This is a genomic window from Solibacillus sp. FSL R5-0691, assembly GCF_037974225.1.
In the GTDB taxonomy this organism is placed as follows: Bacteria; Bacillota; Bacilli; order Bacillales_A; family Planococcaceae; genus Solibacillus.
Genome location: NZ_CP150231.1, coordinates 635237 through 657659, shown reverse-complemented (window position 1 = coordinate 657659; position 22423 = coordinate 635237). Strand labels below are relative to the sequence as shown.

General features: G+C 37.6%; 14 protein-coding genes. 5 read left to right on the top strand and 9 right to left on the bottom strand.

What is annotated here, in order from left to right; translation table 11 throughout:
- Positions 1-70: 70 nt before the first annotated feature.
- Positions 71-1072 carry an NlpC/P60 family protein gene (locus MKY51_RS03135; protein ID WP_339175245.1) on the bottom strand — a complete coding sequence of 334 codons (1002 nt, stop codon included), beginning with the start codon at positions 1070-1072 and terminating at the stop codon, positions 71-73.
- Between the two features lie 306 nt (positions 1073-1378).
- On the opposite strand from MKY51_RS03135, the gene brnQ reads away from it, so the two are divergent.
- Together brnQ and MKY51_RS03125 are read left to right on the top strand one after the other, a co-directional pair.
- Positions 1379-2698, top strand: coding sequence for a branched-chain amino acid transport system II carrier protein (gene brnQ, locus MKY51_RS03130; protein WP_339175244.1), 1320 nt, complete (start codon positions 1379-1381; stop codon positions 2696-2698).
- Between the two features lie 195 nt (positions 2699-2893).
- Entirely contained in the window at positions 2894-4264 is a 1371-nt protein-coding gene (locus MKY51_RS03125) for a S41 family peptidase (protein ID WP_339175243.1), read from the top strand.
- A gap of 45 nt (positions 4265-4309) precedes the next feature.
- On the opposite strand, the gene MKY51_RS03120 is transcribed toward MKY51_RS03125, so the two are convergent.
- The 4 genes from MKY51_RS03120 to MKY51_RS03105 all read right to left on the bottom strand — a co-directional run bounded on the left by MKY51_RS03120 (position 4310) and on the right by MKY51_RS03105 (position 8996).
- Positions 4310-4906 carry a TetR/AcrR family transcriptional regulator gene (locus MKY51_RS03120; RefSeq protein ID WP_339175241.1) on the bottom strand — a complete coding sequence of 199 codons (597 nt, stop codon included), beginning with the start codon at positions 4904-4906 and terminating at the stop codon, positions 4310-4312.
- A 310-nt stretch (positions 4907-5216) separates the two neighbouring features.
- Positions 5217-6734: a murein biosynthesis integral membrane protein MurJ gene (gene murJ, locus MKY51_RS03115; RefSeq protein WP_339175240.1), complete on the bottom strand. Its 1518-nt coding sequence runs from the start codon at positions 6732-6734 to the stop codon at positions 5217-5219.
- 31 nt (positions 6735-6765) lie between these two features.
- Positions 6766-7854 (bottom strand): glycosyltransferase, encoded by a 1089-nt coding sequence (locus MKY51_RS03110; RefSeq protein ID WP_339175239.1) that lies wholly within the window; start codon positions 7852-7854, stop codon positions 6766-6768.
- The gene (locus MKY51_RS03105) at positions 7854-8996 is read right to left on the bottom strand and encodes a polysaccharide pyruvyl transferase family protein (RefSeq protein WP_339175238.1); all 1143 of its coding nucleotides are present in this window, start codon (positions 8994-8996) and stop codon (positions 7854-7856) included. Before MKY51_RS03105 ends, MKY51_RS03110 begins: the two co-directional genes overlap by 1 nt.
- A gap of 363 nt (positions 8997-9359) precedes the next feature.
- Between MKY51_RS03105 and MKY51_RS03100 the strand changes: the two genes are divergently transcribed.
- Complete coding sequence (locus MKY51_RS03100) at positions 9360-10307, top strand: nuclease-related domain-containing protein (RefSeq protein ID WP_339175236.1); 948 nt, start codon at positions 9360-9362, stop codon at positions 10305-10307.
- A gap of 1045 nt (positions 10308-11352) precedes the next feature.
- Here MKY51_RS03100 and MKY51_RS03095 read toward each other — a convergent pair.
- Together MKY51_RS03095 and MKY51_RS03090 are read right to left on the bottom strand one after the other, a co-directional pair.
- Positions 11353-13626: an S-layer homology domain-containing protein gene (locus MKY51_RS03095; protein WP_339175235.1), complete on the bottom strand. Its 2274-nt coding sequence runs from the start codon at positions 13624-13626 to the stop codon at positions 11353-11355.
- Positions 13627-14030: 404 nt separating this feature from the next.
- Complete coding sequence (locus MKY51_RS03090) at positions 14031-15521, bottom strand: O-antigen ligase family protein (protein WP_339175234.1); 1491 nt, start codon at positions 15519-15521, stop codon at positions 14031-14033.
- Positions 15522-15919: 398 nt separating this feature from the next.
- Between MKY51_RS03090 and MKY51_RS03085 the strand changes: the two genes are divergently transcribed.
- The gene (locus MKY51_RS03085; RefSeq protein WP_339175233.1) at positions 15920-16183 is read left to right on the top strand and encodes a multidrug ABC transporter ATPase; all 264 of its coding nucleotides are present in this window, start codon (positions 15920-15922) and stop codon (positions 16181-16183) included.
- Between the two features lie 297 nt (positions 16184-16480).
- A complete protein-coding gene (locus MKY51_RS03080; protein WP_339175231.1) occupies positions 16481-18481 on the top strand; it encodes an S-layer homology domain-containing protein in 2001 nt (666 codons plus the stop codon).
- 299 nt (positions 18482-18780) lie between these two features.
- Here the strand turns inward: MKY51_RS03080 and MKY51_RS03075 are convergent, their stop codons facing one another.
- Both MKY51_RS03075 and MKY51_RS03070 read right to left on the bottom strand, forming a co-directional pair.
- Positions 18781-20754 carry an N-acetylmuramoyl-L-alanine amidase gene (locus MKY51_RS03075; RefSeq protein ID WP_339175229.1) on the bottom strand — a complete coding sequence of 658 codons (1974 nt, stop codon included), beginning with the start codon at positions 20752-20754 and terminating at the stop codon, positions 18781-18783.
- A 538-nt stretch (positions 20755-21292) separates the two neighbouring features.
- Positions 21293-22234, bottom strand: a complete 942-nt coding sequence (locus MKY51_RS03070) for a C40 family peptidase (protein ID WP_339175228.1) — start codon at positions 22232-22234, stop codon at positions 21293-21295.
- Between the last annotated feature and the right edge of the window lie 189 nt (positions 22235-22423).

The following is a 22423-nucleotide window of genomic DNA, read 5'->3' as shown; positions in this document are numbered from 1 at the left end:
GATGAATTCCTGTAACAAAAAAAGAACTAATATGTGCTTTTTCAACAACACACATTAGTTCTTCATCATATTATTTTAAATTATTAAGTCGTTTATACGCGACAAAGCGCTCAGCCCAATATTTTTCCTGAACATTAGAAATCGTAATACCTTTCGATCCCGCATGGATAAATTCATCGTTCCCTAAATAGATACCCATATGTGAAATCGTCGGGATAAATGTATTTTTGAAAAATACTAAATCACCCGGTACAGGTTGCGTCACTTTTGTCGTATCCTGTTCGAAATACATAAGGCTGCTTTTACGATCCATCTGGACTCCGACTGAATTAAATATGTAGTTTACAAAGCCGCTGCAGTCAAATCCTTCTATTGTTGTTCCGCCATATTTATAAGGTGTACCTAATACAGCGTTAGCCGCTTGAATAGCTTGTCCGTATAGGCGCTCTGTCTGTTGGGAAACCTTCCCCGGCAGTGCAACTTCCTTCTTTAACTGTTTTTCAATCGCTTCGTCTGCTGTTTGACTGAAATTAATTTCTGCCTCTACTGTTTTGGCAGAAGGAGCTTCAACAGCCAAGTCTTTAGTTGCCTGCTGGCTGATTGTCAGCTTTTGACCAACTTTAATCGCATCAGATTTTAAATTGTTCAACTGTTTAATGCTTGCTACCGAGATACTGTACTTTTTAGCGATCTTTGTTAAATTATCCCCTTTTATAACCGTATGAGATACTGTATTTTGCGGTCTTTCAACTTTTTCCTCTACAACTGAAACTGCCGTCGTTTTCGGTGCAGTTGTTACAGTGGCCGTTTTGGTTACTGCCGGTGATTTGCTCACTGCATTTACTGCACTTTTTGCTGGCGCAACAACCAGTTTTTGTGCGATAAAAATGCGATCCTGAGATAGGTTGTTCCATTGTTTAAGCTGATTGATCGTCGTATTGTGCGCTTTCGCAATTTTTGTTAACGTATCGCCATGTTTCACCGTATAAGTGGACGCTTCGGCATCTGGTGCGACGAATAAGGCTAGTGAAAACGTTAAACCTGTCAACACTACCTTCCATTTCTTATTCAATATGAAAACTCCCCCATTTCAATGAAACTAAATTTTACTCTATTTTACTTAATATTTAATAGAGTATTCAACCCTCTTTTTTTGAGAAAATTGTACAGATAAATTCATTCTCTTCCTTATTATTATACTCATATATTAATAATCGGAAATAGAAGTTCAAAAACATTTCATAGTTACTGAATTGGCGCAATTTGTTTTCTGAAAATAAGCTTGTATTTTAATAATTATATGATAGAATTAGTTCTTGTTGAAAGATTTAAATTTTTAGAAAACTTTGTATTTTCAAATTAAAGGAGTTTAGTCAACATGAATAGCAAGTCAAGTTTTTTCCGTGAGAATATCGCGGTAGGTTTTATGTTATTTGCATTATTCCTAGGTGCAGGTAATATTATATTCCCACCACAATTAGGTCAAATGGCAGGGGAAAATATTGTAATATCCATGATCGGATTTTTAATAACTGGAGTCGGATTACCTCTGTTAGGTATTATTGCCGTAGCAAAAAACGGCGGAGATTTAGAAGTATTGGCTGGCCGAATTAATCCGTATTTCGGCATAATTTTCACTTCGATAATTTACTTATCAATCGGACCATTCTTTGCGATTCCACGTACTGGCGCTGTATCTTATTCAATCGGTGTGGAACCATTTTTATCAGAAGCAATGAAAGGTAGCTGGGTTCCATTATTCATTACAACACTTATCTTCTTTGGAATCACATTCTACTTAGCATATAACCCTACAAAAATCGTCGACCGTGTAGGTAAAATTTTAACACCTGCTCTTCTAATCGTTATTTGTTTACTTGCGATTAAAGCCGTCATTACTCCATTAGGCGAAGCTGGTGAAGCGCAGGGGCCATATATTAATAACGCATTTGGTGAATCGTTCATTCAAGGTTACTTAACGATGGACGTACTTGCATCACTCGTATTCGGGATTGTTATTGTTCAATCATTAGTTGGCCGTGGCATAACGGACAGAGCAAGACAGGTTAAAATTACAATTTTCGCAGGGATTGTCGCTGCAATTGGTTTAGCATTTGTTTATGTATCGTTAGGTTACATTGGGGTAACAAGTACATCGGCTATTGGCTTCCATGAAGATGGCGGTACAATTATTTCTTTGGCAGCACAGCAGCTATACGGACAAGCCGGTAAAATTATTTTATCAGCGGTTATCATTTTAGCTTGTTTAACAACATCTGTAGGTCTTTTATCTGCAAACGCAACATTTTTCAATAAGATTTTCCCGAAAATTTCTTACCAAACATACTTAGTGATTTTCGCATTATTCAGCTTCGGTGTTTCAAACTTCGGATTAGCTGATTTAATTAAATTGTCGTTACCTGTGTTAGTTGCAATTTATCCGTTCGCCATTGTGTTAATGGTTTTTGCACTATTCGGAAATTTATTCAACCACGCACCGAGCGTATATGGTATGGCTTTAATTTTCACAGGTATTGTTGCAATCTATGATGGTATCAAAACTGCCGGCTTTGAAATTGAAGCATACGATAATTTTTTATCAATCTTCCCGTTTTATGAGCAAGGCATCGCATGGGTTGTCCCTGCATTAGTCGGCGGTGTTATCGGCTACATTATGTATTTAGCAAAACGAAAATAAGTTTAACTATCTTTTAGGGGGTAAGTTATAAGTGTAAAAACTTGTAACTTACCCTCTTTTATTGACTAATAATAGCTTAAAATATTTTTTATCCTCCCCATAAATCCGGGAAGTTTTCATGATAAAATATGGTAATATCCCTATCATGGCATTACGCATTACATTATAGAAAAATAAAATTGATGAGGTGGACTCATGCTAAAAAAACATTTATCAGCAATACTGTTTTTCATCATGTGCCTGGCTGTGCCTTTAACAGTACTAGGTGCTCCTTTAGATGAGGCAAAACAAATTGTTAAGGAAAACTATGTAGGGAATGTTAGCGGTGACATCAATCGTGCCACAAGCCTTGAGCAACTGGCAGAAATGCTCGATCCCTATTCTGCTTATTTTACGCCGGAAGAATTCGATGAGTTTATTAATGGCGTGGACCTTACTACTGTAGGTATCGGTGTCGTCATTGAGAAAGTAGAAAGCGGTATTCAAATTTCCGAACTGATTGATGGTGGCAGTGCAAAAAATGCAGGTCTAAAAGTTGGCGATATCATCACAGAGATCGATGGGAAACCTGTTGCTGATCTAACTATCGACCAGGCTTCTTCCCGTATAAAGGGAGCGGCAAATACAACAGTCTCAATTACGGTTACACGTGAAGACGGCACTGTTTTAACGAAAAAATTAACACGTAAATCTTTCTCTCTTCCTAATGTGGAAACAAAGATTTTGTACGGAAATACGGGCTACATTTCATTGAATTCATTTTCAAATGATACGGCAAGCCTTGTATCGAAAGCAATTCGCGATTTGAAAAATAAAGGGGCAAAATCATTTATTTTCGATTTGCAAAATAACGGAGGGGGCTATGTAACAGCAGCAGAACAGCTTATCGGAATGTTTCCAAATGCCACGTATGCATACAAGCTGAAGGAAACTTCGGGGACATCTATTGTACGTTCGATGAAGCAATCGACGACATTCCCTGAAAATACGAAAATGCTAGTAAATAGATATAGTGCAAGTTCATCTGAAATGACTGCAGCAGCACTTGCTGATCAAAAAGCAGTCACGCTTTACGGAGAAACAACTTACGGGAAAGGTTCTATGCAGGCATTTTATGAGCTTGAAGATGGCAGCTTTCTAAAATTAACGGTAGGTCACTTTTATGGTCCAAATGGCACGAAAATAAATGAAGTCGGGGTTAAACCACATATTAAAACAGTGAGTGACCCGCTTTATCAAGCACATTATGACACAATCGCTTCAAACTTAAAAAATTATAAAGAACTTGCTGCATTAAAGAATGTTCCATTAAATAAAACTTTCACGATCAAGTTCTCCGCTAAACTGGCGAAAGATCTTGCATCTTCTTCCGTTGAACTAGTTGAGTTAGGTGCAGATACCGTAAAAACAACGTACAAATTATCAGGTCAACAGCTCGTTGTGACACCGGCTAAAGAGTTAACAGCCGGCAAGGAATATGCCCTTATCGTTCATCCTAAAGTGAAAAATGAAAAAGGCAAAAATATAAAAACCGGTGTTTATTTACATGTAACAACAAAACAGTAAACGAAAAAGAGACGATTTGCGCATTGGCAATCGTCTCTTTCAATTTTACGAGTGTACTAAACTTAATTCCGTTGCAAAATAAATCATGCAAATATCTTTTGCCAGCTTTTCCGGATTCGTTTTTTTCGTAAGTAAGTTTGTCAATGTCAGTCTTTCCACAGAACCAACAAGACTTTCTGCCAGAATAGTAACATCCACCAGCTTTACAACGTTGGAATCATTTAATTGCGTGTTAAGGATATGTATTAATTTAGAAACGAGCATTTCTTTCACGGCCGTTGATTGCTCTGCTTCATAAAAACCGATTTTCGTTAAGTTAGGATTTTCGATAAAATAATTGAAAATATGTGTCAGGCTTCCCTGAATAAGATCGATTCCGAATTTTCCGTCATTTATGCCATTAGCTGAACTAGAAAAAATATCAGTTAATTCATTGTGGAATTTCTCATTTAAATCATTAAACAGTGTTTCCTTGCTTTGGAAATATAAATAAAATGTCGGCTGTGTTAAATTTGCCGATTTCACAATATCACTGATTTTTGTTTGATGATAGCCATATGTAGAAAATAACTCGATTGCTTTTTCCAATAATAATTTTTTACTTTTTTCACCGCATGAATTTACACGTCGTCCTCTTGCCATACTTCTCCACCCTTATCTCTATTTTAGATGTTTAGTAAATTATATATTAAATTCCAATTATTCCACCTATGATTATATAGTAAAGTTTTTTTAAAATAAAGTTTTCTGTCACATAACTAACATTTCTCCTTAATATCAGCATCCAATTGACATAACTTAGCAATAATTTATATTTAATTATCCATAAATTGTCCTGTTATATGGATAAATAGCATGAGTGAAAAGGGAAAATTTTATTTTATCGCTGCCTTAGTCAGGAGATATTAAAAAGGCGTATCCTATAAAATTTAAGGATACGCGCTTAACTAAATTATTTTTTTCTTGAAATCTTACCTTTGACTTTACTAGTAATTTGCTGCAGCTCATCCATTTTGAATGCAAACAGTAATAACATATAGCTGATTGATGCGACAATAAAAGTAACAATTATATGAAGCCATTTCTGATCAATGATAATCCATTGTGCAATTGCCCAGTTAATAGCGACAAAGATCAGTCCAATGATGACCAACTTAAACAGCTGACCGATGTTTTTGTCCAGAAGTTTTAACTGATACTTACTTTGAAGTACAATAACAAGCAACAGGAAGTTTACGATGGCACTGATCAATGTCCCTAAAGCAACCGCATTCGCACCCATTTCATCGATTGTCGCCATTACGACCGCAATATTTACACCGAATACCGTTAAAATACTGAAAATCATTGGTAACACGGAGTTGCCTTTCGCATAGTAGAAACGTGTAATGTACGTGTTGGCAGCAAGGAAGAACATCGTCGTACTGAATACTTGCAGCAATGGCGCTGTAATTGCTGTAGAAGCTTCATCAAATTCTTTATATTCAAATATGATACGGACAACACCTTCTGCCTGGAAGTAGAAGAACACCGAAACAGGTAATACGAGTAAATATAATAAACGCATACCGCGAACATAAAGTTGTTTTACCGACTCTGTATCCCCTTCCCCCTCTTTTTTACTAAGTAACGGGAAAATAACAGTTGTTACAGCAGTCATTAAAATTGCCTGCGGGAACTGGGACATTTTTGTTGCATAGTTCATCGCCGATGGTACACCGGCTTCCAGCATATTCGTAAAGAATCGTTGAATTAAAATGTAAAGCTGTGCCGTCGCACCACCAAGCATAATCGGCAATGCAACTTTCCAAAGCATTTTCTGATCTTCCGCCTGTTTAAAGTTCGGCTTGAAGGACATTTCTTTTACATTCCGGACACCATATACAAGGAACAGGAACATACATATCGCTCCGGCTAGTGCCCCGATTCCCATTCCAATCGGCCCCATTGTGATCGATAGGATTACGGATACGAGTAAAAATGATCCGTTATAAATAAGCACCGAAAATGCTGATAAATGATAACGGCCTTGAACATTTAAAATACCGCTCATCCAAGTCGATAAAACAAGCATAATCGTCGATGGCATCATCCAATAGTATAGTGAGCGCAGCATTTCGTACTCTGCCTGATCCTCAACTTGGAAAAACTGCATTAATATCGGATCAGCCAACACCATAAATAAAATGACAATGAGCGTAATCGAAACGACAATTGTTGTGAACGTTCGCTGTATATATTCCGTAAGGCTCGACGATGTCTTATGGTAAATGGATATAAACGCTGTTGTAAACGCTCCACCAATGACTAAATATAAAAAGTTTGGAATTGTATAAGCATTAATAATACTATCTGAATATACAGTTGTACCAAATTCAATCCCGATATATGTTTCACGGGCAAAGCCGACCAAACGCGCTAAAATATTAATAACCGCGACGGCCCCTATTATTTTTAAAATTCCTTTCAACGCTTATCACATTCCTTTAATTACAATTACTTTATTTCGCATGAGTTGTATAGAGCTCTTTTAAACGATTAATAATGTTTTTTGCATCATGCGTATGAAGCAGCTCTGCAATTCGTGCTTCATTCACTGCAATTCCGTCTTTCACTGCATTTTCTAGTGCCAGCTGCAGTAAAATCTCGTCTTTAGGAGGTACTAATACTCCTGCTCCATCCGCCAGCATATAATGCAGCCCCCCGACATCTGACGCAATGACGGGTGTGCCGCTGCTCATTGCCTCTAAAGCTACTAATCCCAGTCCTTCAATATAAGAAGGCAGTACGAAAACATCAGCCGCTTGGAAATAACGTGCCAACTCTTGCTGCGGCATCGGTTCAATGAAGTGAATCGCTGTGTTGTCCTTAGCCAGCTCTTTTACTTTACTAGTAAAATTACTATCTTTTGTCGAACCGACACAATAAAGAGCGGCTTGCTGTGGAAGTGTTTCAGCAACTTTATTGAATGCTCTCACAAGCTCTGTAACGCCCTTTTCCCGTATGATATTGCCTACGAATAAAAAGTTTGTCTTATTAGGATCCATTCCTAACTCTTTTGCAGTTTGTTTTTTATCTTCCGGTTCTTTGAATACCGTACGATCAATCCCCATGCTCATCACTGAAATTTTATCGTTTTCAACATGGAAGGTTGTTTCAATCGTTGCAGCAAGCTCTTCTCCTACTGCAATGACATGATCGGCAGACTGTAAGATTTTCTCTGTAAACTCGCGGATTTGCCCGCCTTTTTTGGCCATTTTATTAATATCGCCACCATGTGCTGTTACGATATAAGGAATATTGTGGCGCTTTTTTAAATAGTAGCTGAACATCCCGCTTGGAAATACGTAATGGCTATGTGTTAATGAAATATTTCGCTTGTTTGCACGGAAAACTCGCATAAACTGCTGTGCCCATTTTAAATATTTTAAAATAACATTTTTCTTCCCTGTTGCGGGATTGGTATTTACTGCGAGCACTGTTTCGATTCCTTCTCGTTCCAGTTGCTCGACCTGATTTTTCACGAAAATGCCGTAAGCTAAATGTTCCTTTGAAGGATACATATTGCTAATGACGAATACTTTTTTCATTACTTTTTCGCACCTTCTTTTAAAAGCTGCTCCCCTAATGCTGATTTTTCTTTAAATGATGCATTTGTACGAGCCGCTAAGTTTTGTGCACCGTTCCAATCTACTGCCATATCGTTAAAAAGCATCGCAAACTTCTCGTCTGATTCATGAAGCGAATCAATCGGTAATGAATAGTTTCCTAGCCCTGCCATTTGTAAAAAGTCATTAACCTTCACATGATATGACACACCGATAATCGGCGTTTTCGCATCTGTTGCCAATATTAATGAATGAAGTCTTGTACCGATCAGCACATCAAATGTGGACGTAATTTGTAAAATACGCTGTGGCGGCAAGTTTTCATCAATAATTTTTGTGTTTTCCGGATGCTTCATTTTAGCTTGGATATCCTTTGTTACATCAGCATCTTGCGGATATTTAGTCGCAAAAAAAGTTACATCGACATTATGCTCTTCAATTAGACGGTCCAGGTTTTTCGCCATACCATCAATATAGTTTTCGTATTTTGTCACATCGCCTGTTGGCCAGTATGAAGCATTATAGTAGGGAACTGCTGTCACCCCAACCGATTTTGGTTTTTCACTATAATCTGAACGTTCTACTTCTAAACTAAATGCAGGGTCTCCAATAACAGGAACATCACGTTTTACACCAATTGTTCTAAGTAGCTGTTGTGATTGCGGGTCACGCACTGAGATGTTCTGTGCATGCTTGGCCATATAACGGATAAACCATTTCCCTAAACCTGTGTTAAGCGGACCAGCACCACATCCGTAGACAACATAAGGTACATTATTATTTTTGGCCATCATCGCATAAGAACCGTATAACGGCGCTTCACGCTTATAAAGATCCATTAAAATACCGCCGCCCCCAATTACGACAAAATCAAGGTTTTTCACGACTTTTGAATTTTCTTTAAATGTCTTCATAAACGTTTTTACAGCATTACCGTTTTTGTAGTATAAAGGGTAACTTTGCACAGTATAACGTTCAGCAGTTTGTTTAGGATTATTACTAAATACCGTAATATTTTTTGTATCTATTTGAAATACCTTCTGAAGCTGGCGAATAATACTTAATAAAATCGCCTCGTCTCCGTTATTATCATTTCCGTAATTTCCTACAATACCAATTTTCATTTATTTAATCATCCTTTGAATCAAGCGTATCGATGCGCTTGGCTTATTTCATTTTTCATTTGAAAAACACATCTATAGTAGATGTGTTTTGCGTTATGATTCGTATTTTCAGTATATCATAATGTCTGTTTGAAACGATATTTCCAATGGCAAGAACACACTATTTCCCAACAAGAAAATTAATATTAAATTTGTAGTTTTTCGTTAATGAGACGGTTTATATATAAGATTAGTTTCATTTTTACTTTTTGAAGTTGAATTTATGCACTAAATGACTTTTTCCGGCCATTTGCAAGCTTAGAAATTTTCGGATACATTGCTGTCATAGAGATTTCGTCTCAATGCCCGAGTAGAGGTGATTTATTGTATAGGACTGAAAAACTTGTCTATTTGGAAGCCCTTATTTCTAGATTAAAAGTTGATGATGAAGAATTTCCCTCTTATCAACAGGCTTACTATCGCGCCCAAGCTGGACTTGCAGGTGAATTAAAAATGCAGAGAACATTAGCGGATTACCATTTTCCTGGCCCCTATAAAATTTTCTATAACTTTGAGTGTTTAAATGAAAAGGGTTTTTCTCATCAGATTGACGCCCTTATAATTACGACAAGATTTCTTCTCGTTGTCGAGGTCAAACAAATTTCAGGTACATTATTTTATAAACCTGCATTTCATGAATTCGCCCGTCAAACTGAGGAAGGGGTTATAGAAAACTTCAAAAATCCATTTGATCAAGCTTATCGGCACCAGTTATATATATCGTATTTATTATCAAAATGGGACATCTCATTGCCCGTTTTATATATTGTGATCAATGCCAATATAAGGACTAAATTGGATTCATCCTTAAACGGTTATCCAATTATTCATTTAAGCGGCTTGCCAAATTTTTTAGAAAAATTATATGAAACCAATCGTGAATCGACAGTTAATTTAATGGATTTGGAAAGAAAATTAGTCTCTATCTCGCGCCGGCTTCCCTATAGCAAGAACGTGGAAAGAGATCGTTTACGAAATGGCGTCCTTTGCCAGAATTGTGACTTTCACCATGTCATGTATTATCATCACGGATTGTGGATTTGCCCACACTGCGGCGTGAAAAGTAAAGAAGCTATCTTTTTAGCGTTACATCAATATCGTCTATTAATCGGAGACCGCATTACTAATCGTGAATTGAGGAAATTTGTTGGGATCGACTGTAAAGCAGTTACTTCAAAACTGCTGAAGCGCTTAAAATTCGAGCAATTTGGCAAAGGACGTGGTGTATATCACTTAATTCCTGAAGATATTTTAGAAAGAAAAAATGAATAGGTTATTTTCTTATGTGATTTCTACTTTAAGGAGGTGATGAGTTACTTACAAAGTATATTCTTCTCGTTTCTCGGGGTAGAGTTCAACTTTTTTGGAGCGAGGTTCTGATACACTCATTTTCACTGATAAATCGGCGCATACTCACAACGTGTTCTACATTTCGAGTGAAACTTTCTACTTTACTCGTAAATCGTTCTACTTTCCTGGTGCGAAGTTCTACTTATTTTCTTAAACATTCTACTTTCGTGCCACAAAATTCTACTTTCACCGACAACACGGCTATTACTCGCAACCCGTTCTACTTTTCGAGTGAAACTTTCTACTTTACCCGTAAAACGTTCTACTTTTTGGGTGCAAAGTTCTACTTATTTTCTTAAACATTCTAATTTCGCGCCACAAAATTCTACTTTCACCGACAACTCGGCTATTATTCGCAACCCGTTCTACTTTTCGAGTGAAACTTTCTACTTTACTCGTAAATCGTTCTACTTTCTTGGTGCGAAGTTCTACTTATTTACGTAAGTATTCTACTTTCGCGCCACAACATTCTACTTTCAGCGACAACTCGGCTATTACTCGCAACCCGTTCTACTTTTCGAGTGAAACTTTCTACTTTACTCGTAAATCGTTCTACTTTCTTGGTGTGAAGTTCTACTTATTTTCTTAAACATTCTACTTTCGTGCCACAAAATTCTACTTTCAGCGACAACTCGGCTATTACTCGCAACCCGTTCTACTTTTCGAGTGAAACTTTCTACTTTACCCGTAAAACGTTCTACTTTTTTGGTGCGAAGTTCTACATTCTCGTCTAAGCATTCTACTTCCGCGCAAAAACATCCTATATTTCCAACAACAGCGCAACTATTAATTACACATCCCCATCAAAACCCATTCCACATACTAAAACTCTCCGTACCAACCTCACTTCACTTCACTTCACTTCACTTCACTCTCCTCCCTCTCTTCCCCAATGCCTTCTTTTTCCCCATAAAAAAACCTTTGTAAAAGTTGCGATTCCTCGCTGCAACTTTACAAAGGTTCTCTCTTATTTATTTTGTGTAATTGTGCGGTATAAGAATAAGCTAAAGTGCACGCGTGATACTTCTTGACTTGGTTTGTACGTATTATCTTCATAACCTGTCGTAATTTCATTTGCCGACAGCGTATGAATATAATCGTATGCCCAGTGCTTTGTACTTACATCTTTAAATTTCGAAGTAGTAGTGCCTGTTAACTTATAGGCCTCAACGAGAATTTTTGCCATTTGAGCACGAGTTAATGGTTTGCCCGGTTCGTACTTGCCGTCACCAGTACCGCTCATAATGCCTGCTTGTACAATTGCCGCAACCGCACCATAATATGTGCTCTTTGTTGATAGATCGCTAAATCCAGGGTTCGGCACATCTTTAGTTGATAAGCCTAATGCACGAGTCAGCAATACCGCTGCCTGACCACGGTTTAATGCTATATCTGGTTTGAATGTACCATCCGGATAACCGCTAATTAAGTTATTATCAACTAAATATTTTATTTCAGTTTTATAAACATTGTTTACAGAAATATCTTTGAATAATGGTTGTTCAACAGCCTTTATAACAATTTCCTTAGAAACAGATTTTGTTCCTAATGTCGCCGTTACGCGGGCAGTTCCTTCTTTACCATTTGACTTGAAAAGACCTGAGCTGGATACTGTACCCATGTTTCCATCAACAGTCCATTTAATTTGCGAATCGTTATAAATAAGTGTTTCATTATTTGCGCCTGTTACATTTGCTTTTAATTGAAGCGATGCATTTGGTTGTATTGGACCCGAAACACCAGAAATAGAAAGACCAGCCGGTGCATCCACTACATTGAAGCTAATTGTTTGTGTGGCGCCTTTATTTGAAACTGTTATACGTTCAGAACCAGGTGCTATAGCTGTATAGCTTAAGCCGTTAACTGACACTGTATTATTTTGCGGTATTACTACAAAGTCATTTGCATTTACTGCCAATGGGTTGTAATACTCATCCAGCACATAGTTCGGTGTAAGTTTCACTGTTGCTCCAACTAAAAGCGTACCTACTTTATCACGATTTACTTGAATATATTTAGGTGCATTTGTTGTTGGTGCAGTACTGATTGCCTCAATAATTGCAGAAACGCGACGTTGTGTACCTCCAGATGGTGTATTGGCTAAAACGACTGTGTTGCTGCCGTATTTACGAATACCCATTGTTGTTGAACCGCCGCCATCTAAATTAATCGCACGGTCAAAACCAAGGCTAACTAGATAATCCGCAAACTGTGGTAATGTCATACCAGCACTTGAGTTAATACGTCCGTCCACTGTAATTAAGTGTACTTTCTTCTTGTCTTTGCTGATTGCAATCGCTGTACGTGGTGCCACTTCTCTAGCACGTGAACTTGATTCATTGATTGTCAGATTTTTTTTGCCGTCCAATACTAGTAATGGACCACTAGCCATCATAAACTGTGCATCCATCCAACGATCATCGATACCAAAGTTTACTGAAATTTCTTCCCCGACTTTAATCCCACGATATTTATCGCCCCATGCTGAGCCATTAAAAGAAAGCACGAAACCGTTACGCGGAATTTTCGTTTTTGTTTCATCATCATAACCGCGGATGGCAGTTACTTTACCTGTTAATGTTTGTCCAAATTTCGTTGCACCGATTGTATTGCCAGTTTCAACGATAAATTCCATACCTTTTCCGTTGTTCGGCGTCATAGAACTATGGTTTTGCGGTGTATAAACAATCGCTTCATCTGTTCCACGCTTTACATTAAGACCATTTACTTCATTCGTTTGACCGTTATATGTAACGTTAATCTTACTATTGTAGTAAGCGATCTCTCCAAATCCGTCCTTTGTAATACCGAATGCAATCGGCTGGCTGACATAGTTCGAACTTGAATCAGAAATAACGCTTGGTGTCACGATCGTATTATATTGAGAAATTAAATATAAAGGATAGCCATCCCCCATATTATAAAAGTTAGAGTTGATCGCCCCAACTACCCGGTTTCCTTCCTTTGTATGACTGTTCGCATGCTGCGTCGTTGTCATTAAGGTATTAACCGGAGATGGTAAACCTAACCCAATTTTTGTGAAAGAGTCTGTTAAATCTACTTCTAAATGGTTAACTATACTTGTTTTAGAACCTTTATGTGTATAGTTTGAATATTTTACCCCTGTCGAAAGCGGGTATGAGTCATTTGTCGATTGTGCTGCACTTGCAAATTGCGGTGTACTGAAAATTAGTGCAAACACCATGAGCACTGCAATAAATAGAGATTTATTTGTTTTCATAAATTGTGCTTCCTTGTTAACTTGAAGCAAGTCACCTTCCTTTCTAATTGTCCTATCTATAACCTTAACAAATTTCCGCGTGCGAGACTATTAATCTTTTGTTACATTTTACAAAATACCGTTTTATTCAACATAAAATTACATATTGTAAAAGAGTATAATATAAATACTTTCTATTTAGTCCGTTGGTTTTCATTACGGGGGGACGCTTTCCGCGGGCGCGGCTCGAGCCTGTAATCTCTTCCTCGCGCTTTTCCCGCAGGAGTCTGCCGCCCTCCATTCCAATCAACTCCTGTTAATCCTAAATACCTTTATATTTAATTAATTCGCTTGAATAAGTGCCCTCCGGTAAACTTTTAATCAATAAAAAAAAGAACTATCTCCCTAAGAAGATAGTCCCTTGATTATTCTGCTTTTTGTTTTTCGTAATCACTAAGCTTGAGCATTGGATACATTGTGCGCATACTCGCAAATATTCCAAAGATAATAAAGTAGAATAGTACATATACTTTCAATTCCCAAATATTATAGAAGAAACCTGCTACACCTGTCGCAAACCATAGCCCGAATAAATATTGTCCGAAGACTGTTTTGCGTTCTTTCCAGTACATCCATACCATCGCAAGAAGGAACCCGGCAAACAATAGAACACCGACTGCTCCTGTCTCCGCAATAACCTGGATATATTGGTTATCGGAATAGAAGTTTTTGCCTCCGTAAATATCAGAACGGATACCGTACTCTTCATAAATTGGCGAGTCATATGATAAAGTCGCCGAACCACCGAATGTACCAAAGCCGGCACCTGTAATCGGATAATCTTTCAGCACTTCAAATCCTTTTTTAATGTAGAACATACGCCCACTTTCCTGCATAAGCTCCAAAGTATCGTCCGAGAATGTTTCCGTGAAGCGGTTGCTGATACCACCTGAAATTTCCTCAGGTGCTACCGTGTTTTCCACACCTAAGTTCTGTAAAAACGATACTCCCCAGTTTACAGGGAAATAAATAAGCGCGATTGCCACAACAAATGAAATGGCAATTCTTTTCAATAACTGCCAATTACGAGATAGCAGGATAAAGAATAAGACGAGCATGAAAGCTGAAATCCATGTACCACGTGATAGTGTCAATAACAGCATTCCAAAGAAAGCGACCTGTGCGATACGGAACGTCCATTTAAATTCATTGTTTTTATATGCCCATCGCAGGAAAAATACTGCGGCAATTGCAAAGAACATCACTAATGCCAACGAGTTTGGATTGTTCAGCATACCGTAGACACGCACGAAGTTTGTTGAAGAAAGAATTTTTTGCGTCCAAACTTCCGGCATTAACCATTGGCGCATCGACAGTTTTTCGACAATCCCCTGGACGAAAATAACGGCACCTGAAAATACAGTAACCCATGCTATTTTTACAAGGAAGTTTTTCGGCAGTTCACTGCGGCTTAAAATGTAATAAAGTAAATACATAACGCCGAATGTACGTAATTGGAAAACAATCGCACCAAGTGATACACCGTTTTTGTATCCAATGATTGCACCGAAGATTAAAAAGGCGAAGAAGAAGTATTCAAATGGTTTAAAATGAAACCACGTTTTAAATTTCTTCGTATTTAATAAAAATAAACGCAGCAATACGACGATTGTAATTAAATCGCCGATGAGTTTTAGACCAGGGTTCAGTTCAATAAAGAATGTACGGAAAATAACGTACGGTACTAAAATTACTAAACTTTGAAATGGCTTAAAAAATGCGAAAAGTAGAAAGAAAATAGCTGTACTAATTTGCGCTATCGAAGGCGGAAGCAGTATGGCCGCCACAAGTACAAGAATTGCCCCGAATATTTCGAGCCACTCTTTTTTATTCATTTTGACAGAAATGTCATTCATAGATGTCCCAAACCCTTTCCTATATGTAGTTCTCTATTTTTAGATGAGTTTCGCTCATGTGGATTAAGACGAACTTAAGTATAATATGGTTACAATTATAATTCAATGAGAGTATAAAACACACCCTAAATTACTAGAATAATTGTCAGATCAATGGTTTTTCGGTCCTAAAAATAGATGTTAGATTTGGACATTAAAAAAGAGACAAAATTTCTGCCTCTTCAAATCTTCATATTCAAGAACCATAAAATTAAAGCCTCCCCACTATTAGCATCTAGATTTTACAATCATGTAAACTAGAGAGATAAAAAACTTTCCGAAACGAATTCCACCCCACCATTCATAATTGCTCATCAAAACCATAAAATATATACATCACTATTTTGGAGGTCGTAGTATTGCAAAATAACCGTAAGAAAAACACTGAACCGCCAATTGAAAACAACCCATTAATTCAAGCCGCTTCACTTGAGGTGCTGGCCGGTTTATTAGCTACGTTAGCGGAAGGGATTTCAACATTTGCATCCGCTCTTGCACTGCAGGAAGCCCAACAGCAAGCCAGTAATTTCACACAAAATAACGTGGATCTCCAGGAAGTTCATGAACAACTTCATTACTTAACGAAAGAAGTAAAAAAAATATCAAAAGCATTAAACCTGTAATTATTTTCCGATACTTAGTTAGAAAAATATTTATCCCATTGCTTTGTTATACATTCTATTCACGCATCTCTTCCCCGTAATTTCAGAAACCTCTATTTTATGAGCTTCAATCTGGCTCACCTTTTTTATATCTTCAACTCTTCTATTACAGAGCTCTTTTCTCCCTATTATTAAACTCATTTTCAAAGGACTTTTTGATTACATTTATATTACAAACATCTAAAGTAATAGGATTCATCTATGATTCTCGCTCATATATTGGTAAAATATCATCATATAGGAAAGGAGCGTGAATCTGTGTTAAAGAAAATAGTAGGACTAGCATTCGCATTTATCGTTGCTCTGTCTTTCACAACACAATCAACATCTCATGCAAATGATATAAAAGACCATCAGATGGTTAATGAATTAACGTATTGGTCTAATCTTAATGTCATTCGCCCAGACAGCAAAGGAAATTTCTATCCAAACCGTGCCGTAACGCGTGGAGAATTTGCTTCTTACATTACACGCGCACTTGAATTACCAGATTCGTCTACATACACTTTTAAGGATTTAAAAGCTGGTAATGAACTGACACGCGAAATCCAGGCAGCTGCAGGTTCGAACATTTTAAGCGGCTATCCTGATGGCACATTCCGTCCGAACGAAAAAATTACGCGCCAGCATATGGCCGCACTTTTGGAAAAAGCTTTACGCTATTCAAACGTGCCGTTGGAAGGACAACCACTAACTTTTAAGGATAACAACAAAATTAGTGATCAGTTCAAACCGGCTGTAGCTACTAACGTTTACTACAATATTATCCGTGGATCACATACGAAAAATGGCGTATTTTTTGAACCTCAAGGTAATGCGACAATCGCACATGCCGCAGCATTTTTATTCCGTATGCAAACGACAATCGAAACATTTGCTGTAAAAGAAGGCGAAGAACCGACGGAAACACCTGCTCCGAACCCTAATATCTATTATGTGGGTAAAATTTCAAATGGGGTAATTACGAAAAATGCTACTGTTTACTTTAACTATGAACAAGCTGAAGCAGCGTTAAAAAGCTCTGGTTCAAACCTGATTATTAAAGGCGACAAAATTATTAAAATGTCTTCAGGTATCGCTTCAGCAGCAGCTACAACAGTAACGGTATATTCAGACAAAAAATTCACAAAATCGTTATCATACGCTACAAAAGGCTCCCAATTCAAATATATTGGAAGCAGTGATGAGTACGCAATCGTTCAATTAGCAGATACAAAAGGCTATGCAAAAATTGATGAAGTTACGTTAACACCTACAAGTTTAATAAAAGGACAAGACTTCTATTTTGTTGAAGGTGGTTACTTAACACATCGTACGTACAACCATTCTACACAAAAATATAATTGGGATTATGTAGTAAGTGAAGCACCTGTCTTTATGAAACCAGGTTCACAATATTATAGCCAAGATGGTGTGAATTACTACTCTGACGTTCTATTAACGAAAAAGGTAGGAACACATTATCCTTACTTCCAATTCCAGTCGATTCGTCAGCCATCTAACTATACAGCTGAGGAACTGGACAATATGATTATGACATTATTAGCAGAGCGCCAGGCAATTAAAACTTCTCCTCAATATGCAAAAGCAACGATTGAATCTCGTTTAATCGGTATGGGGAAATTTTTAAAACAGGTGGAATCGCAATATCATGTCAATGCCCTATTCATTCTGGCTGCAGCAATGCACGAAGGTGATTACGGTGTTAGTACGAATGCTTTAACGAAAAACAACATTTTCGGTATTAAAGTATTCGATTCAGATCCGACATTAGGTGAAGTTTATAAATCCCGTGACGATAGTGTTCTAGCCTTTATTAACCGCTACGTCAACTTAAACTATGCGCCTCAATCAGGTAGCTATGCAAAAGGTGCAGCTCCGGGTAATAAAACAGCCGGCATGAACGTGCACTATGCATCAGATCCATTCTGGGGCAGTAAAATTGCCGGTCATATGTACCGCATGGACAACCGCTTCGGCAAAAAAGATTACAAGCAAGCGAAGTTGGCCTTCGTATCTTATGAAAACGGTCTATTAGTAAATGTCCGGAACGAACCATCAACTTCATCGCCAATTCACTTCACTTATAAAGCGAAGTATGTAGGTGAAACAGGTGTGTTCGGCTATCCTGTAGCAATCGTTGAAGAAACGAAAGGTACGGACGGCTATGTATGGTATAAAATTACGTCAGACAACAACCCTCCTGCAAAATACGGTTGGGTCCGCTCTGATTTAGTTCAGTTAATTCCAGGAAATTAATTTCTGATCCAGTGCTTCTACGGAAGTGCTGGATTTTTTGTGTTTACGGTCTGAGGTTTCGCGAGAGGCGGTTTTTATTAGAAGAGTTGGGATGGTTATTAGAAGATTGAGATCGGATATTTGAACTTCCGAATAAGATATTAGAACTTCCGGATGATATATTAGAAGAAACGTCTATTATATTAGAACTTCGCACTTTTATTAGAACATTTTTCAGGTTATTAGAACTTCTGAGGAACATATTAGAAAATCTAAAACAAAAAATGAGCAGCTCCCTATAAAGGAAACTGCTCACTCAATCATTTCGTATAATATTGCACAATGCCGTTATAAATAGACTGGGCAAATATTTCGACATACTCGTCAGAAATAAGCTTTTCTCTATCCGCAGTATTTGTAATGAAACCTAGCTCCACTAAAACAGCAGGCATTACGTTTCCTTTAATAACAACATAGTCTGCGCGCTTTACACCACGGTTGTACATTTTCGCGTTTTTAACGATTTCATTGTTAATGGCTGTTGCCAACGCTAAATCTTCTTTTTCATTTGCATTGGAAGTAACACTGTAGAACGTTTCCGTACCATTTGCCGATTCCTTTGCTGCTGCATTTGCATGAAGGCTGATAAAAATTTCACCGTTCTCATTTTTAGCGTATCGAACACGATCCTCTAAGCTAGGATATGTATCACCAGAACGCGTCATTTTTACTGTTGCACCATCTTTTTCAAGCTTTTGCTTTACTAGATTTGCAACTTTTAGAACGACTTCTTTTTCACGTGCATTTTTACTAACAGCACCAGGGTCTTTACCGCCATGACCAGGATCAAGAACAATAATACGATCTTTTACAGCAGGTCCTTTTTGATTTAGAAGTTGTAAATACGTTTTATTAATATAACCGTTAATACCGTTATATGTGATTTTAGCCCAGCTGCCGGATACTGAATGGACTTCCACTAGTGTCCCTCGCTTAATTTGACCAAGTGAACGCGCAGTACCTGAAGCCGACTCACGAATGTGCAGAGCATCAACTGTCGCTTTACCAACCGTATTCGTCAATAGCTGTTGTGGCGGGGTAACCGGTTGTTCGTTTTCACCGCCATTTGCAGGAGGCTTCGGCACATTATTTTCCTCTTCCACTACCGGTTTTTCCGGTTCTACTGTCGGAGGGGTAACTGGTTCTGTCTGCAATGAATCCACGGTTTGAGAAACTCGAACATACGCAGGGATACCATTTACTAACGTTACATACCAATTGCCGATCGTATTATATACAGCAATTTTCTCTTTTGCTGCAATCGTGCTTACACTATTTGAAGCAATATCACGCTTTTCATATGTCTGGATATTTCCCGATGCATAAACGTGTTTTTGTATTTTATTAAGTTGCTTACCGGATTCATCTATAAAATCTACATAATCCTTGTAAACATAGGCATAGCGTCCTTCATGGGAGACCTTCAGCCAACCGTCCTTCTGGATTTCATAAACGGCGAACGATGCTCCTGTATTTACTTTCGCTAAAATATTTGAAGCGTTTGAAGAAGATGCCGACGTGCGGACATTTAAATCATTTACATTCGCTTTAGCAGAAGCAATCGCTGTTGAGACATCCGGTACGTTCACACCTTGAACAGGTAATGGCAAACGGTATTTTTCAGAAGAGGCACGAGCGATAAATGAAGCAAACTGCGCACGTGTTACCGAATTTTTCGGATTATAATTCTCAGCTTCCACCGTAATACCGTTAAAGTATATTGCTGCGATATATGGATAATAGCCATATGTCGGTTTAATATCTTTAAAAGGAATTTCCAGCTTTTCTGTTTGAGCTGTATTTAATTTAAAGGCAATGGCCAGCACTTTACTCATTTCTTCTCGAGTCAAAGGCGTGTTCGGTCCAAATTTCCCTTTAGATTGCTCAGAGAAAAATCCTAACTCCACCGCACTTTCTACATAACCCGAAAGCTCTGTTCCCAATGTTACATCAGAAAAAGAAGACTTCGTAACAGTTAAAGGCTTGTTATTCGTTGCAACAACGACCATTTTAGCAGCTTGTCCTCGGGTTACATGAGCATTCGGTTTATAAAGAGTTTGACCATTTTCCGTATACCCTTTTATGACACCCGCATTTACTAAATAATTTATTTCATTATACGCCCCGTTTGAAGAAGGGACATCGGCGAAGCTAGTATTAGCATATGCCGTATTCAATTGGAACATTGCCATGAAGATGATTGTCACCGTCACGACAAGATTGCGCAAAGACAATGTTAAAATCCTCCCCTCTATTAGATAGTTCCCATTTTACCAAATTATTCATAAAATTAATATGTAACAAACTAGAAATCTAATATTTTTCTAGGCTTATTTATGAGAAAATGATTTTCAATTTTTAAGATTGTCTAATAAGGTTAATGCGTTCTACTTTTGACCGTAATTGTTCTACATTAGCTCCAATAGTTTCCAATTTATATCGCAAGCGTTCTACTTTAGCCTGAAAATTTTCTACTTTCATTTACAGAACTTCTAATAAAGTAGCTCTTGCTACTTTAGGCATGACTTGTTCTATATTTCGAACTGAAACTTCCACATTCACTAGTAATCTTTCTACTTTTGACGCTGAAGATTCTACTTCCTCGCCATAAACTGCTAATATAACCCCTACCCAAAAAAAGAAACACAGACAAATTTGTCTGTGTTTCACTACTATTAGTAAGTACTTCCCTGCAAGGTGGATATCTATTGAGATATGTAGAAGTTACTATGTTACTAATTTATTCATTAAGTATTGGTATTGCCAATCTTATTATTGTAAACGGTTAATGAAAGCTGTTAAATGCTTTAACATAACGTTATCGTTTGTACCGAATGTGCCGTCACCTTTACCTACTGTGATACCGTTCGATGCTAGGATCGAGATGTCGTTATGTGCCCAGTGAGATGCTGGTACATCTGTGAAGTTTAAAGTATCTTGCTTCATTTTTAAGTCAAATGCTTTTACTAACACTTTTGCCATTTGAGCACGTGTTAATGGTGAAGCTGGATTGAATTTACCTTCGTCACCAGTGAAAACACCTAATTTATATAGTGCAGTTGCTGCACCTGCATATTTTGATGATGATTTAATATCTGTAAATGGTGAATTTGTATCAGATGTATCTAAGCCTAATGTTTCTGCTAATTGTAATGCTACTTCACCACGTGATGCATAAATCGTGAAATCGATTGCTGAATCTTTTACTTCTTCTTTTTCAACTGAAGAAACTGCTGCAACTACTTTTTTGCTTTCGCCAAAGCTTGCTACGCGTTTTGCTCCGTTATATCGCTTCGCCCAGTATGAAGAACTTAAACTCGCTTCTGTAACGCCTGTGCTTGTACCAGCGTGAACGAATTTATTACCTCCTAATGAGATACCAACGTGTGAAGCCGTTTTACCAGTTGTATTGAAGAATACTAAATCTCCTGGTTGTAAATCTGATTTAGAAACAGAGCTACCTTGTTTATATTGAGCAGCAGCTGTACGGCTTAAGTCAAAACCTAATTGCTTGAATACTAATTGAGTAAATCCAGAGCAATCTAACCCGCTTGCTGTTGTTCCTCCATAAACGTATGGTACACCGATATATTTAGAAGCTGTTGCTGTTAATTCTGAAACTGATGCTGCTTGTGCTGTATTATTCGAACCCATCCCTACACCTGAAAAAATCATGAAAGTTGCAAAGATCGGTAATAAGATTTTCTTTTTCACTTTAAAATGGAACTCCCTTCAAAATAGGCCTCGTGATGAATATTCGAGGTATAACATAACGTAAAACTTGTTTGTTCATGTTTATTTAACCTAATAACAGGGTAACATATATATTTGTGATATTATTTTTCACTTGTGTAACAGTTTCTAGTATTTCGATATAAAAACAAAAAACACCAAATCTCTGTA

Coding starts and splice junctions, on each gene's coding strand:
- brnQ (WP_339175244.1), top strand. CDS start 1,379: ATGAATAGCAAGTCAAGTTTTTTCCGTGAGAATATCGCGGTAGGTTTT.
- MKY51_RS03125 (WP_339175243.1), top strand. CDS start 2,894: ATGCTAAAAAAACATTTATCAGCAATACTGTTTTTCATCATGTGCCTG.
- MKY51_RS03120 (WP_339175241.1), bottom strand. CDS start 4,906: ATGGCAAGAGGACGACGTGTAAATTCATGCGGTGAAAAAAGTAAAAAA.
- MKY51_RS03110 (WP_339175239.1), bottom strand. CDS start 7,854: ATGAAAAAAGTATTCGTCATTAGCAATATGTATCCTTCAAAGGAACAT.
- MKY51_RS03105 (WP_339175238.1), bottom strand. CDS start 8,996: ATGAAAATTGGTATTGTAGGAAATTACGGAAATGATAATAACGGAGAC.
- MKY51_RS03095 (WP_339175235.1), bottom strand. CDS start 13,626: ATGAAAACAAATAAATCTCTATTTATTGCAGTGCTCATGGTGTTTGCA.
- MKY51_RS03090 (WP_339175234.1), bottom strand. CDS start 15,521: ATGAATGACATTTCTGTCAAAATGAATAAAAAAGAGTGGCTCGAAATA.